This window comes from Clostridium sp. LXY-7, from assembly GCF_056172015.1.
The window spans coordinates 20,665-35,874 of sequence record NZ_JBLLJL010000002.1 but is presented as its reverse complement, the minus strand read 5'-3'; the positions used below and the strand labels follow the sequence as shown (position 1 = coordinate 35,874).

The 15,210-nt window shown below is 29.5% G+C and carries 15 protein-coding genes and 1 tRNA gene; 6 read left to right on the top strand and 10 right to left on the bottom strand.

Going from position 1 to position 15,210, the window contains the following annotated elements:
* Positions 1–58: 58 nt before the first annotated feature.
* Both scpB and ACI48Q_RS07065 read right to left on the bottom strand, forming a co-directional pair.
* Complete coding sequence (gene scpB, locus ACI48Q_RS07070; RefSeq protein WP_474918380.1) at positions 59–643, bottom strand: SMC-Scp complex subunit ScpB; 585 nt, start codon at positions 641–643, stop codon at positions 59–61.
* On the bottom strand, positions 636–1,388 hold the full coding sequence (locus tag ACI48Q_RS07065; protein ID WP_474918379.1) for a segregation/condensation protein A: 753 nt from the start codon (positions 1,386–1,388) through the stop codon (positions 636–638). The genes scpB and ACI48Q_RS07065 overlap by 8 nt, the downstream gene beginning before the upstream one ends.
* 137 nt (positions 1,389–1,525) lie before the next feature.
* Between ACI48Q_RS07065 and ACI48Q_RS07060 the strand changes: the two genes are divergently transcribed.
* Complete coding sequence (locus ACI48Q_RS07060) at positions 1,526–1,738, top strand: zinc ribbon domain-containing protein (RefSeq protein ID WP_474918378.1); 213 nt, start codon at positions 1,526–1,528, stop codon at positions 1,736–1,738.
* A 25-nt stretch (positions 1,739–1,763) separates the two neighbouring features.
* Here ACI48Q_RS07060 and ACI48Q_RS07055 read toward each other — a convergent pair whose 3' ends face one another.
* Positions 1,764–2,606, bottom strand: a complete 843-nt coding sequence (locus tag ACI48Q_RS07055) for a TerC/Alx family metal homeostasis membrane protein (RefSeq protein ID WP_474918377.1) — start codon at positions 2,604–2,606, stop codon at positions 1,764–1,766.
* 122 nt (positions 2,607–2,728) lie between these two features.
* Between ACI48Q_RS07055 and ACI48Q_RS07050 the strand changes: the two genes are divergently transcribed.
* The gene (locus ACI48Q_RS07050; protein ID WP_474918376.1) at positions 2,729–3,109 is read left to right on the top strand and encodes a helix-turn-helix domain-containing protein; all 381 of its coding nucleotides are present in this window, start codon (positions 2,729–2,731) and stop codon (positions 3,107–3,109) included.
* A gap of 109 nt (positions 3,110–3,218) precedes the next feature.
* Positions 3,219–3,292 (top strand) — tRNA-Gly (locus ACI48Q_RS07045).
* A 96-nt stretch (positions 3,293–3,388) separates the two neighbouring features.
* Here the strand turns inward: ACI48Q_RS07045 and ACI48Q_RS07040 are convergent.
* Positions 3,389–3,931 carry an NADH peroxidase gene (locus ACI48Q_RS07040; protein ID WP_474918375.1) on the bottom strand — a complete coding sequence of 181 codons (543 nt, stop codon included), beginning with the start codon at positions 3,929–3,931 and terminating at the stop codon, positions 3,389–3,391.
* A 495-nt stretch (positions 3,932–4,426) separates the two neighbouring features.
* Between ACI48Q_RS07040 and ACI48Q_RS07035 the strand changes: the two genes are divergently transcribed.
* On the top strand, positions 4,427–5,773 hold the full coding sequence (locus ACI48Q_RS07035) for an alanine/glycine:cation symporter family protein (RefSeq protein WP_474918374.1): 1,347 nt from the start codon (positions 4,427–4,429) through the stop codon (positions 5,771–5,773).
* Between the two features lie 138 nt (positions 5,774–5,911).
* A complete protein-coding gene (locus ACI48Q_RS07030) occupies positions 5,912–6,901 on the top strand; it encodes a D-cysteine desulfhydrase family protein (RefSeq protein ID WP_474918373.1) in 990 nt (329 codons plus the stop codon).
* A gap of 232 nt (positions 6,902–7,133) precedes the next feature.
* Here ACI48Q_RS07030 and ACI48Q_RS07025 read toward each other — a convergent pair whose 3' ends face one another.
* The 3 genes from ACI48Q_RS07025 to ACI48Q_RS07015 form a co-directional block, all read right to left on the bottom strand.
* Entirely contained in the window at positions 7,134–7,835 is a 702-nt protein-coding gene (locus ACI48Q_RS07025) for a GH25 family lysozyme (RefSeq protein ID WP_474918372.1), read from the bottom strand.
* A 258-nt stretch (positions 7,836–8,093) separates the two neighbouring features.
* The gene (locus ACI48Q_RS07020) at positions 8,094–8,606 is read right to left on the bottom strand and encodes a DUF2179 domain-containing protein (protein WP_474919498.1); all 513 of its coding nucleotides are present in this window, start codon (positions 8,604–8,606) and stop codon (positions 8,094–8,096) included.
* Positions 8,607–8,687: 81 nt separating this feature from the next.
* Positions 8,688–10,556, bottom strand: coding sequence for a type IA DNA topoisomerase (locus ACI48Q_RS07015; protein WP_474918371.1), 1,869 nt, complete (start codon positions 10,554–10,556; stop codon positions 8,688–8,690).
* Positions 10,557–10,690: 134 nt separating this feature from the next.
* Here ACI48Q_RS07015 and ACI48Q_RS07010 point away from each other — a divergent pair, with 134 nt between their 5' ends.
* The gene (locus tag ACI48Q_RS07010) at positions 10,691–11,011 is read left to right on the top strand and encodes a DUF1540 domain-containing protein (protein WP_474918370.1); all 321 of its coding nucleotides are present in this window, start codon (positions 10,691–10,693) and stop codon (positions 11,009–11,011) included.
* A gap of 69 nt (positions 11,012–11,080) precedes the next feature.
* On the opposite strand, the gene ACI48Q_RS07005 is transcribed toward ACI48Q_RS07010, so the two are convergent.
* The 3 genes from ACI48Q_RS07005 to ACI48Q_RS06995 all read right to left on the bottom strand — a co-directional run bounded on the left by ACI48Q_RS07005 (position 11,081) and on the right by ACI48Q_RS06995 (position 15,178).
* Positions 11,081–12,466, bottom strand: coding sequence for an MATE family efflux transporter (locus tag ACI48Q_RS07005; RefSeq protein WP_474918369.1), 1,386 nt, complete (start codon positions 12,464–12,466; stop codon positions 11,081–11,083).
* A gap of 99 nt (positions 12,467–12,565) precedes the next feature.
* The gene (locus ACI48Q_RS07000; RefSeq protein ID WP_474918368.1) at positions 12,566–13,771 is read right to left on the bottom strand and encodes a D-alanyl-D-alanine carboxypeptidase family protein; all 1,206 of its coding nucleotides are present in this window, start codon (positions 13,769–13,771) and stop codon (positions 12,566–12,568) included.
* A gap of 102 nt (positions 13,772–13,873) precedes the next feature.
* Positions 13,874–15,178, bottom strand: coding sequence for a pyrimidine-nucleoside phosphorylase (locus tag ACI48Q_RS06995; RefSeq protein WP_474918367.1), 1,305 nt, complete (start codon positions 15,176–15,178; stop codon positions 13,874–13,876).
* Positions 15,179–15,210 lie beyond the last annotated feature (32 nt).

Sequence of the window (15,210 nt, the reverse complement as noted above, 5' to 3'; positions counted from 1 at the left end):
AAAATTATATATTCCATTACTAAAATGCTAGCTACATAAATTTATGTAGCTAGCATTTTTAATGATTATCATTTTCTATTTCCTCTATAAATTCTTCAATAGATGGTAGTTCTTCTAAAGATGTAAATCCAAAATGCTTTAAAAACTCCTTTGTAGTAGCATAAAGATTAGGTTTCCCTATGACTTCCTTCTTTCCACTTTCCCTAATAAGACTTTTTTCTAAAAGAGTATATATAGCCCTATCACTTTTTACTCCCCTTATTTCTTCAATATCAACTCTAGTAATAGGTTGTCTATATGCTATGATTGCTAGGGTCTCCAAGGAAGCTCTTGAAAGGGATTGTCTTACATTAGTTTTTAATAATTTCTGTATATATTCACTATTTATAGGCTTTGTAACTAATTGATATTCTTCGTTTAACTTCACTATCTTTATTCCCCTATTTTCATCCACCTCGTATTTACTTATAAGGTCTTCTAACAATCCTTTAGTAAATTCTAAAGAACACTCTAAAATAGACGCTATAGTATCCAGTGGTAATGGATCCCCACTTACAAATAATAGAGATTCAATTATGGAAAAATATATGTCTTTATTGCCTTCTTGTTCTATCTGAATTTCTTTAAAAGAAATATTATTCATTAGTATCTATCCTTTCTAAATAAATCTCATTAAAGTTGCCATATTGAATTGCAACTACGTTTCTAAGCTTCACTAATTCTAACAGTGCTAAAAAAGTTACTATTATTTCAGTTTTAGATTTTGAGTTATTAATAAATTCATTAAAACTAAGTTTCCTTTTCTGTAATATCGCTGATTTAAGTTCTTCCATCTTATCTTCAATTTTATATACTTCAACTTTTATTCTATCTTCAAAATTAGTTTCTAAATTCATTTTTTCACTATAATTCTTTATTAGTTCATTATAAATATTATATAAATCTATCATAGTTATATTCTTAAATAAATTCTTTATCTCATCCTTTTGATTTTTTATAGGTTCAATAATTTCAGGTTTTTTTGTATACATTATGCCAGAATATCTTTCTTTTTCTCCTAAGAATTCTGCTGCCATTTTAAATTTTTTATATTGAACTAGTTTATCTATTAGTTCTTTGGCTTCATCTTTTTCCTCTACCTCTTTATCTTCTAGTTTATTTTTAGGAAGTAGAAACTTAGATTTAATTTCAATTAAAGTAGCCGCAATTACTATAAATTCAGAGGTAATATCCAAATCCATTTCCTTCATCTGATCTAAATATCCTAGATATTGTTTCGTAATTTCAAAAATACTTATATTATAAATATCCATCTGATTTTTTTTAATAAGATGTAGTAACAAATCAAATGGACCTTCAAAATTAGATATCTTAATACTAAGTGACATATATTACTCCTTTTATGATAAGTTGTTATCCCATAAAATTATACTCTAATAATAACTAAAATTCTACTAAAGTAAAGGAATTAGAACTCATATGTATAAATATATATTGTAATAAAACTAAAAAGGAGCTGTCTTTTATGAATGATAATAATTTAATTAATTGTGTCCGCTGTAATAATGAAATGAAATACTTAAAGGAGTACAGGTTTGACTCTCAAGATAACAATAGAGGATTATTCGCCACCTTGTTTGATTATGAGGAACATTTAATTTTTGATGTATATGTTTGTCCTAAATGTAGACACACTGAGTTTTTCTACAAGGGATCTGCTAATTGGCTTGATATGTAAAATCAGGAGAGATTCCTCTCTCCTTTTAATTAAGTTTATTAGATACACACGCTATAGCTTCACTGATGAGGGAAATTATAATACTTATTATAAGTATTATAACTATTACCAGTATAGAATTCATTACCGGTATCTCTATATTAAAATATAATATAGATAGTTTTATACCTGTAAACATTAAAATGCCAGCTACTCCATACTGTACATATTTAAACATGTTATTTATTTTTACTAAAATAAAATATAAACTTCTTAATCCAAGTATTGCAAAGATATTCGAGGTATACACAATAAATGGATCTGTGGTTATAGAAAAAATTGCAGGTATAGAATCTATTGCAAATAAAATATCTGACATCTCTATAATTAGAAGTATAGCAAATAAAGGTGTTGCATATAAAATTTTATTCTTTCTTACAAAAAATTTTTCTCCAACTAAACTATCTGTAAATGGAATTATAAATCTTAATCCCTTATATATATAACTTCTTTTGAAATCTATTTCTTTATCTACCTTAAATATCATTTTAAGAGAACTAAGTATTAATAAAATTCCAAAGAAATATAAAACCCAATGAAACTTGTTAACAACAGACACTCCTAATAATATAAAAATTAATCTTAAAATTATAGCACCAAAAACACCATAATTTAATACTCTTTTCTGATATCTGCTAGGTATACCAAAGCTAGAAAAAACCATTAAAAATAAAAATAGATTGTCTAAACTTAAACTAAGTTCAATCAAGTATCCTCCTAAAAATTCAATACCTGCCTGTTCTCCTTTCAAAATTAAAACGAGAATGTTAAAAAGGATCGCAAATAATGCACATATTATAAAATTACCTAATGCTTTTCTTGTTTTCATATATATCCCCCATAATAATTTTAACTTTTCTATATTTATATGAATAAATATTTGTAGATATACTATTTTTACTTGAATTATTAAGCTGTTAAGCGTACTATGTTTATAAGGAGGTATTATTTATGGAAAATTATAATATTACTTTTGGCGATTATATTAAGGAAAGAAGAAAAGAAAAAGGATGGAGCCTTCGAACTATGGCTCAAAAATTAGATATAAGCTTAACCTATCTAGCTGATGTAGAGAATGGGAAAAGATATGCTTTTCCCAAGGAAACTCTTATTCTTTTAACGAATATTTTTGATATTAACTATAATAAGAAGGAACTAAATTTATTTTTTGACTTGGCTGCTGAAACTAGAAACTCTCTTCCCTTAGATGTAGAAGAATTCATGCTTATAAATCCATCTTTAGTAGAATTTATAAGGAAATTAAAAAATCAAGATTTTATTTCTAATGACTACATTACTAATTTATTGCAGAATATTAACAAAAATTGTTAATTAAATAACCTATTTTATGCCTGCATAGCATCTTTATTTACAACAATTTATAATTATACTCTTTACATATTATGCATTTGGAGTATAATATAATTATAGTTATAGTTATGCAGGTGTAGTATAATGGTAGTACATTAGCTTCCCAAGCTATTGGCGAGGGTTCGATTCCCTTCACCTGCTCCATGTAAAAAAGACTTTGCAATTTGCAAAGTCTTTTTTATTAATTCTTATTATTTATATGGTGTTTCAAATATTATGCTATTTTAAATATATAATTTGTTAAAAATATCTTTTTAATAATCCATTAAATGCAGTTCCATGTCTAGCTTCATCTTTACACATTTCATGCACTGTATCATGGATAGCATCTAAATTTAACTTCTTAGCTAAAGTTGCTAGATCTTTTTTACCTTGGCACGCTCCATGTTCTGCATCTACTCTCATTTGAAGATTAGTTTTTGTATCCTCAGATACTACTTCACCTAACAATTCAGCAAACTTAGCTGCATGCTCTGCTTCTTCAAAAGCTATTCTCTTGTAAGCTTCAGCAATCTCTGGATACCCTTCTCTATCTGCTTGACGACTCATAGCAAGATACATTCCAACCTCTGTACACTCTCCAACAAAGTTAGCTCTTAATCCTTCTATAACTTCAGGATCTATATCTTTTGCAATTCCTATTCTATGCTCATCTGCCCAAGCTATTGCACCTTCATTTTTTTCTATAAACTTATCTGATGATACTTTACATACTGGGCAGCTTTCTGGCGCTGTATTTCCTTCATGTATATATCCACATACTGTACAAACAAACTTTTTCATAATATTATTCCTCCCTAATACTTACATTTTATATTCAACTCACTGAATCTTCTTTTATGATCTCTATGTGATTATTATATTGTATCAAATAATTTATGTCAACAAATAATAATTATTATTTATATATTTTACATATCTCCGTATTGCAAGTTATAAATTTATCTATTTCATTTTGTATTATTTTTAACAAATCTTATTTTTATAAATACTAAATGCTATTTTATAATTCTTAATGTGATGATTTACAAATACTTTATCAAAAATTCAAATATTCTGAAAATTTAGCTTGTTTTGCAAATTTTTCGATGATATAATCTTACTTAATAAACAGCTTAATTCTTAATGTTACAGAAATTCAAGTATATTTTCAAAATTATTTTTCATTTTTAGGGTACGTTTTTTTTGCAATATTTTTCATATATAATTCATAATATATTCATATTGTGAATATATTTATATTATATAAATTTTTTTACAGGGGGGTATTTTTTTATTATGGCGGAGTTTATTAGCAATGCTGCATCATTTTTGTGGGGGTATCCATTAATTATTCTTCTATTCGGGACTCATTTATTTTTAACTTTTAAACTAAAATTCATTCAAAGATACATCTTTAAAGCTATCAAATTGTCTGTAACTAAAGACGATTTTGCTGAAGGAGATGTTAGTCAGTTCAGTGCTCTTTGCACAGCTCTTGCTGCAACCATTGGAACTGGAAACATCGTAGGTGTTGGTACCGCTATTGCCCTAGGTGGACCTGGTGCAGTGCTTTGGACATGGCTTACAGGAGTATTTGGTATTGCAACTAAATATGCAGAAGGATTACTTTCTGTTAAATACAGAGTTAAAACCTCAGATGGAACCATGGCTGGTGGACCTATGTATGTAATTGAAAGAGGTATGGGTAAAAAATGGTTAGCTATTCTTTTCGCTGCTTTTACAAGTTTAGCTGCTTTTGGTATAGGCTGTGCTGTTCAAGCAAACTCTATTTCAACCATGCTTAGAACTTCATTTAACATTCCATTATGGGCTTCTGGTATAGTTATGGCTATTTTAACTGCAATAGTTATCATTGGTGGAATAAAAAGCATAGCTAGAGTATGTGATATACTAGTACCTTTTATGGCTCTTTTCTATGTTGCTGGATGTACAATTATACTAATTATGACCGCTTCAACTATTCCTGAGACCTTAGTTTTAATAATAACAAGTGCCTTCTCTCCTAAAGCTATTACTGGTGGTGCTGTTGGCGGCGGAATGCTTATGGCTATGAGATTTGGTATTGCTAGAGGATTGTTCTCAAACGAATCCGGTCTTGGTAGTGCTCCTATAGTTGCTGCTGCTGCTCAAACTAGAAATCCAGTAAAACAAGCTCTTGTATCTGCTACTGGTACTTTCTGGGATACAGTTGTAGTTTGTGCTATGACAGGACTTGTACTTGTAAATACTGGAGTTTGGAACAAAGGGCTAAATGGTGGAGAATTAACTCATGCTGCGTTTAGCTTAATTCCTGTAATTGGTCCAATAGTTTTAACAGTAGGCCTATTATGCTTTGTTTTCTCAACAATTCTTGGTTGGTCTTACTATGCTGAAAAGGCTATGGAATATTTATTTGGTAAAAAGGCAATTATTCCTTATAGAATTGTTTATGTAATTATGGTATTTGTAGGTAGTGTATTCAACCTAAATGTAATTTGGAACTTATCAGATATTGCCAATGGAATGATGGCTATACCTAACTTAATATGCTTGCTTGCACTTAATGGCGTAATTGTAAGCGAAACTAAAAAATATCTATGGTCTGATAATTTAGAGGCTATAGATGAGGAAATAAATGCTTAAAACTAATACTTTAATATTGAAAAGTTTTCTGTATATTCAGGAAACTTTTTTTTATTTACTTTGTTTAAATCTTTATTGGTACACCCTCCTATTACTCTGATATAATTAAATATGAATATATCAAAGGAGGAATTGATTATGATTAAAATACCTGACAGAATATCTTTAGCAAATTTACCAACTAAAGTAGAGAAACTCCCTAAACTTTCTGAAGAATTGGGGGTAAATATATTTCTTAAAAGAGATGATGGTACTGGAATAGAGGTGTCTGGTAATAAGATACGAAAGCTAGAATTTTCACTTAAAGAAGCCTTAGATAATGGCTGTGATGTTCTTATAACATGTGGTGGCTCTCAATCTAATCACTGTAGGGCTGTTGCTCAATGTGCTGCTAAGCTAGGTTTAAAATCTGTTCTTCTTCTAAGAGGAGAAGATGATGGAGTTTATCAAGGCAACCTTCTATTAGATAAATTATTTAATGCCACAATAAAATTTATAACTCCTGATCAATATAAAAATCATAGAACTGATATGATGAATGAAATTAAAAATCAATATGAAAAAGATGGTTTTAAACCCTACATAATACCTGAAGGTGCATCTAATGGTATTGGTTTATTTGGATACTTTCATGGAATGCAGGAAATAATGAAAGATGAGGATTCTCTAAACGTAAAATTCGATGTAATTGGCGTTACTGTTGGTTCTGCTGGCACCTATGGTGGCTTAGTGCTTGGAAATACATTGCTAAATAATAATGAATCTATAATAGCTGGAATTAATATATGTGATACAGCAGAATATTTTAAACATAAAACTCTTGAAATAATAAATGAAAGTAGAGCCTATTGTGATTTTAATAAAGTAATTAAAAGTGAAGAACTTTGTATAATTGATGGATATGTAGGAGAAGGTTATGGATTTCCAACTAAAGAACAAATAGAATTTATCAAAGAAATAGCGGCTCTAGAAGGAATTGTGCTGGATCCTGTCTATACTGGTAAAGCTTTCTACGGATTAGTAAATGAAATAAAAAAAGGAACTTTTAAAAATGCTAAAAATATTTTATTTATCCATACAGGCGGTCTATATGGATTATTTCCTCAATGGAATAAATTTAATTTTTAGGCTATATTTTATAACTTTCTATTATTACCAATATGGAAATAGATTGGCTTTTTAAAATTATTACCCTAAGAAAAACTTTTCTTAGGGTAAATTTTTTAAGTTAACTAAGCAACATCTTAATTAATCATTCAAGTATTTTTCATTTATTCATCTATATAATTACTTATGTCTATTTATATACACTTGGATTATATATTCCAGTTTCATAAGTTGACCTTTATCAAGTTATACTTTATCTATTAGCTATCATAGCTAATGACTCTTCTCTTTTTATTCTATAATTAATAGATTTTATACTAATATTTTCTAAATTCTTTTCTACATTATTATCTGTATTTATAATTATTTCTTCTGTAAATTCATTTAAATCACATCTGCCATTAATACCTGTAATTCTTCCTAGATCTGTATATTGAAATCCTATCCAATCATTCCAAATTTTATTTAAACCTGGAGTAGTTACATTATAATGAGCTACCCATAGTGGATAAGCTGCTAATTTACTATTTAAACTTGTATTTGCGAAACTTGTATAAGTATATACAACCACTTCTTTTCCTGTTAGCTTCTTAACTTCCTCTAAAAAAGTTATACACATTGCAGTTAAATCCTCCGACTTAAGCCCATCTGTAACTTCAATATCTAATGCTAATCTACAATCATATTTTTTTTTACCAATAGAATTGACAAAAAACCTTCCTTGTGCCCTAGCATCTACACTTGGTTTAAAGTAATGATAAAATCCTACTAATAATCCCTGAGCTTTTGCACCTTCATAATTCTTTGTTAAATAATTATCTATAAAATTAAGTCCCTCAGTTGCTTTGATATAGACAACCTTAATTCCATTGGACTTTATTTTTAAAAAATCCATCTCCCCTTGCCAATGTGATATATCTATTCCTTTCAAATTTCTTTCACTTCTAGTTTGCATAGTTTTCCTCCTTAAGTATCCTCATAATATAGTTGCAATAAATATATTTAAATATAGCTCATAAGGATTTTTTATATATTAACTATTGAAGATTGCAACATATATGATATATATATGTACTTAAACAAATAGGTGTTACTTTCCCTTTAGTTATCTATAAGATATGATTTATACGATAAAAGCTGTACTCTAATAATGAAGAGTACAGCTTTTATTAATTATTTCTATAGAGTCACTTCTTATAAATTAAAATATATTCTATTTTCTTATTCCATATCCACCATATACAGTTTTAGTGTCTGTTATTGAAACCACGCATTTAACATCTGAATCTTCAATAAGCTTTAATATTTCTTTTTTTCTCTTTCTTTTTACATGTATCATAAGAAGTATTTTTTTACTATTAAGACCTTCACCTTGAATTGATGTTACCCCCACATCAGCATCTCTTAGATACTTTAATAGTACCTCTCCATCTTCTTCTGATACAATAACATTAAGTGTTATAACTCCTAACGCTAATTTTTCTTCTACTAATGAACCTAGATAATTTCCGCATGAAAATCCTAATGCATATACTACAATTTTTATTGGATCCTCTTGAATTCCATTTAATACATTTCCTACTACTAATAACCAAATTGTTACTTCTACAAATCCAATGATTGAAGCATATAACTTCTCTCCTCTTGTAAGTAATACCATACGTACTGTGGCAAAAGAAACCTCTAATATCTTTGCCATAAATATAATTAAATAAGTTAACATTATAATCCCTCCTTATTAAATTATAATCTTACAAATTAAAGCACTAAATTTTTTAAATTAAATACTTAATTTGATGAAAATAGTTTATTCCTTAGCAGTCTTTTCTCTAGTATCACAAATAAGCTCACTTCTATGTCTTTTAATTTTTATCACACCATTCCTAGTGAATTTAAAAATATCATTTAAAAAATCTTCTTTTTTGAAATTACCTTTTTCAATATCATAAAGCTTTTTTTCTAATATTCCTGTATAATCAGTATCCATTAACTCCTTTAAAGGAAAGGTTTCAATCAACTTATTTCCTTTTTCAGTAATCAATAAAGATTTTCCCTTAGCTAAAATATACCCTGCATATTTTAATTTATTTATGGTTTCGGCTCTAGTAGCTGCAGTTCCTATAGAATATCCATATAACACTTCTGATTCTTCCTCTTTTTCATCTTCTTCATTGCTGTTGTTATTCTTTCCACAGGTTTCCATTGCTTTTAGCAAAGTTTTTTCTGTATGATGTGCAGGTGGTTTACTTTTTTTACTCGTTACCTTTAACTCCACCATCTTTACTTCCTGACCCTTTTCTACTGGTGGCAATAATTCATCTTTTTTATTCTCATCATAAAGTTTAAACCAGCCTTTTTCTTTTAGTATTTTACCTTTAGTAGAAAATAATCGTTCATAATTATCTCCAAGTACGCTAGTAATAATTTCTGTATTTTCATATTCTGCTGAAGGCATAAATTGTGAAATAAATCTATTTTTAATAGCATCATATACGATTCTCTCATCTGGATTTAAGTTTTTAGGAATAATGTATGTGGGGATAATGGCACTATGGCTCTCTACCTTCTCATTATTAAATACCTTTTTAGAAACACTAAAAATAATCTCATCTTTAAAATTTAAATCTTTTTTTAATACCTGCAAAACATTTTTTGCCTTATCAACTATACTCTCCTCCAATGCAGTGCTTTCAGTTCTAGGATACGTTATATGCTTCTTCTCATATAAGCTCTGTGCTACTTTTAATACCTTGTCTGCAGTGAACCCTTTATATTTACTTGTTACATATCCTTGCAGATTACTTAAATTAAATAAACTAGGTGGATTTTCTTTTTTTATCTCCACGCTCTTTTCTATTATATTTCCAGGTTTTCCTTGTATTTCATCCTTTAGTCTCTCAACACTTTCTTTATTAGAAAATTTATCTTTTTTCCCATGAAAGAATTTCCCTTTATAGCTACCACTTTCGTTTTTAAAGGTAGCATTTAGCTCAAAGGATTCCTCCACTTTAAAATTCTTTATCTGCATTTCCCTATCATATATCATTTTAAGAGTAGGCATTAATACTCTTCCTATATTAAGTATATTTCCCTTACCTCTTGTATATTTCATAGTAGCTATAGAAGTAAAGTTTATACCAATAACCCAATCCGCTAATTGTCGACTAATCCCAGCATCCTGTAACCATTTCATTTCTTCATCAGGCTTTAGATTCTCTAAGCCCTTTTTAATTTCTGTTGGAGTCCATTCATTAATTAATATTCTATATATAGGTTTATTAACCTTTAAATATTGAAATATTAATAAGGCAATAAGTTCACCTTCTCTATCAAAGTCCGTAGCCGATATTATCTCTACTACATCTTCTCTATTTATAAGTTCATGGATAATCTCAAGTTGTTTTTTAGCTCCTTCATCAATTGCATTCTTGTTATCATTTTGATTTTTCACTTTATATTTAAATTTCTCAGGTATATATGGAAAATTTTCAAAACTCCATAATGCCAATTTGGGATCATAATCCTTACAATCAAATAAGGTAAGTAAATGACCAAATGCCCAAGTTACAATATATCCATTCCCTTCTAGATATCCATTTTTCCTTGTTTTACACCCTAATGCTTCTGCAATATTTCTAGCTACAGAAGGTTTTTCTGCCAATAATAATTTATTCATTTTCTCACCATCACATATTTTATTTATTATTTCTATTATATAATACCATAAATTATTCACTTTAATTAATCAAAATTACTTATAACTGAACTATCTCTGGAAATACTAATATTAGAATAAAAGGAGGTAGAAAAATGAATTCTATTGTTTGTAGTGTTGAAAATTGTTCTCACAATAAATCTCGTACTTGTTATGCTGCTCGTGTAGATATTAATGGAAGAGGATCTCAAAGTGATTCTGATACCTGCTGTAGTTCTTTCTTAGATAAGAGAAACTATAGTGATTTAACTAATAGTACCAACGGCGGTGAGGAATGCCATTGCTTGATATGTAAAGTAAATAGCTGCGTTTATAATAAAAATAATCTTTGTCAGCTAGATTGTATTAATGTAACAGGCATTAATAATGTTCAATTGTATACTGAAACTAACTGTTCAAGCTTTTCACCTATATAAACTTGACCTCCTTAGCTATTAGAACTCTAAGGAGGTCAAGTTTATATATTTAATAAATTCCATGCATGTCTATGCCTCTAAAATAATCTCTCTACTTTGTATAACATTCTTTCTCCAATGACCTTTTCTATATATCCAATATCCATATATACATACAATTAGATTACTAAAACTCATAGAAAACCATATACCTTGTGCTCCAACTTGGGGAAATATATATTTAAACATCAAAATCATAGGTATTCTCACAAGCCACAGTCTACCAATCTCCATAGCCATAGAGTACTTCGTATGTCCTGATCCCTGAAATACCCCTTGTAGCACACTAAATATCCCCATTAATGGCATTGATGCTGTAATATACCAAAGAAACGTTATTCCTTGCTCTATTACTTCTATATCATCCTTTGCCTGCATAAAAAAGTTAATTACTTGAGTGTCCCATATTAATAAAAATATACATCCTATGACTGAAAATATCACTGTAAAATTAATAGATTTTTTAAATCCTTCTTCAGCTCTCTGCTCCTGTTTAGCTCCTAAGTTTTGCCCAACTATTGTTGTCAATGCAGCTCCTATTCCCATAGCTGGTTGCATTATAAGTGAAGTAATCCTATTAACTACAACAAAGGCTGCCATGGTAGCTGTTCCATAGGAAACAATAAATCCATTGAGAATCATAAACCCAACAGCTGATCCTGATTGCCCTAAAGCCGATGGAACTCCTACTTTTAAAATTTGTTTTATTATATTTTTATTAAACCTAAAGTTCTTAAAGGATGGTTTAATAACACTACCTTTTACTTTTAAAAAATATATTATAGCAACTATTAATACAGCCTTTGATAGTACTGTTGCTATAGCAGCTCCTGCTACTCCTAAATTAAAAGTGAAAATAAAAATAGGATCAAGTATAACATTTAATACCGCACTTATTCCACTTAATACTGTTGGAACTACAGTATTACCTTGCGCTATCATTATTGAATTAAAAACAAAAAAAATAAAAACTAGTGGTGTATCAAAAAATACAATTTGCAAATAGGTTATACTGTGGACTGCTAACATTCCCTCTGCTCCCATAAGTCTAATCACAGTAGGAGTTATAATTACACCTATAATAGTAAATATAACTGAAGAAATTAACGCTAAAACTAATAGCTGGCTAGCATAACTATTTGCTTCTTCATTTTTTCCAGCTCCAATAAATCTAGATAATAATGCAGTTCCCGCAATAGATATACCCATACCCAAAGAAATAAATAAAAAGTTTACTGGCCATACAAATCCCGTGGCTGCAACCTCTACTGAGCCAATTTTCCCTACCCAAAATGCATCTGCTAAATTATATAAGGTTTGTATAAGATTATTAATCATTATAGGAATTGCTAACGTTATTATAGCTTTATACATATTTCCACTAAGTATGAGTTTTTTTCTTTGCTCTATATCCATATAATCCCCCCTTAATTGTACTCCCATTAATTGTATCATTTATAAACAAATATATAAATAGAAAAACTCCTAAGTATTATATAGGAGTTTTTCTATTTATTAAACTGCGTGCTCGAATAATTTTGTAAACATATCTTTAATATTATTTAATATTTGTGATTGTTTTACATCTCTATCACTATATAGCTCAACCTTACCCACTGAATTATCTCCCATATAGTATTCACAATTTCCTATTACGTCTCCAGCTTTAATTTTCTTTATGTCAGGATTTATAGAGAGTTTTTTAGTTATGTCTCCTGTTGTTCCTTTTTCAAAGATGATTTGAAGATCATCTTTGGCTTTAGCAATATAAAATTTATCTCCACTTTTATTTAAAGGAATCTTTTCTACCTCTTCATCCTTAGCTACCAATTTTTTACTTTGATACTTTGCAAATCCAAAATCCATTAATTTACTAGCATCTGCATTTCTTTGCTTATAGCTTGGAGCTCCCATTATAACAGCTAACATTCTAACGCCATCTCTAAGAGCAGTGGCAGATATACAATACATAGCCTCTTGAGTAAATCCTGTTTTTAAACCATCACAGCCTTTATAAAATCTAACTAATTTATTATGATTAACTAATTCTATAGGTGTATTCCTTCCTTCAGAAATAGTTTCCATATATATAGAAGAATATTTTAATATGGTGGGATGCTTTAAAAGAGCCATAGACATTTTGGATATATCTGATGCCGTGGTCATATGTCCATCTGCACTTAATCCTGTACAGTTTTTAAAACTAGTATCATTCATTCCTAACTCTTTAGCTTTTTCATTCATCTTTACTGCAAAAGCCTCTTCACTACCTTCTAAAAATTCTGCCATAGCAACTGCCGCGTCATTTCCGGAAGCAATGGCGATTCCCTTTAAAATTTCTTCTACGGTCCTAACTTCTCCTGTATCCAGAATCATACTACTTCCGCCCATAGATTTTACCTTTTCACTACAAACTATTTTATCTGTAAGACTTACTCTTCCACTGTCTATAGCTTCCATAGCCAAAAGCATAGTCATAATTTTAGTTACAGATGCTGGTGCAAACTTCTCATGAGAATTTTTTTCGTATATGACCTTTCCTGAATTAGGTTCAATTAATATCACTGATTTTGCCTGAGGTTCAAAACCTACAGCATTAGTAGATTCTTTCCCCTCTTTTTTTTCACCTCTTTCAGGATTTGCAAGTACTATAGGACTTATGGATACTTGTATGGTAAAAATTAAAGATAATATTACACTTAGAAAATACTTTTTCTTCATAACTAACCTCCAAAGTAATTATTATGAAATTATTTTTACCCAAATAATTTATATTATCCTTAAATAAGAAAGATCAGAAAAAATTTTCTGATCTTTTAAAAGCTATCTTATTATATTGTGAATTAATGGAATATTATCTTCATACTCGTCTACTATTTCATAATTTTCTAATATTCCTTCTTTTGCCTTTTCGACTAAGGATTCTTCATTACTATGAATATATGCAAGGACATCTCCATTTTTTATTTTTTGTCCTCTTTTCTTGTTTAAAACTATTCCTACAGCTAAATCAATTATGCTTTCTTTAGTAGCTCTACCTGCTCCTAATTCCATAGCTACAATTCCCATGGCTTCAGCATGAATTTTTTTAACAACTCCATCTTTTTCGGCCAATACTGGAACTACATATTTAGCTTTAGGAAATAAGGATGGGTTATCTATACAATCTATTTCTCCACCTTGAGCTTTAATAAACTCTTTTAATTTCTTTATAGCAGCTCCTGAAGTTATAGTATCTTTCAATAACTTCCTTGCTTCTTCTTCATTTGATGCTTTTCCAGCAAGCATTACCATGTTACTTCCCAATGTCAATACTAGCTCAACTAAGTCCTCTGGTCCATGACCTTTTAAAGTATCTATAGCTTCTTCAACCTCTAAAGCATTTCCAATAGCTAATCCTAGAGGCTGATCCATATCAGAAATAACTGCAACAGTTTTACGTCCCACATTATTTCCTATAGATACCATAGCTTTAGCTAACTCTTCTGCTGCTTCTGGAGTTTTCATAAAAGCACCTTCCCCAACCTTTACATCAAGAACTATGCAATCTGCACCTGCTGCAATTTTTTTACTCATTATACTAGAAGCAATTAGTGAAACGTTATCTACAGTAGCGGTTACATCTCTAAGAGCATATAGCTTCTTATCTGCAGGAGCTAATTGTCCAGTTTGACCTACTAGTGCCACTTTTAGAGTATTAACATTATTAACAAATTCCTCTCTTGGCATTTCAACTGAAAATCCCTTAAATGATTCTAATTTATCTATTGTTCCTCCAGTATGCCCAAGACCTCTACCGGACATTTTTGCTACAGGTATTCCTAAGGCTGCAACCATAGGTGCTAGTACTAAAGTAGTAGTATCACCTACGCCTCCAGTACTATGTTTATCGACCTTTACTCCATCTATATCGCTAAGATCTAATATGTCCCCTGAATTAACCATAGCCATGGTTAAATCGGATGTTTCTCTTTCATTCATTTTTTTAAAGTAAATCGCCATTAACAACGCAGAGACTTGGTAATCTGGAATACTTCCATCTGTATATCCATTTACAAAATAATTAATTTCTTCTGTGGCTAATTCTAGCCCATTTCTCTTTTTTAAAATTAAATCATACATTCTCATAATATTCTGTTTTTAGTTTTACTAAAAACTTC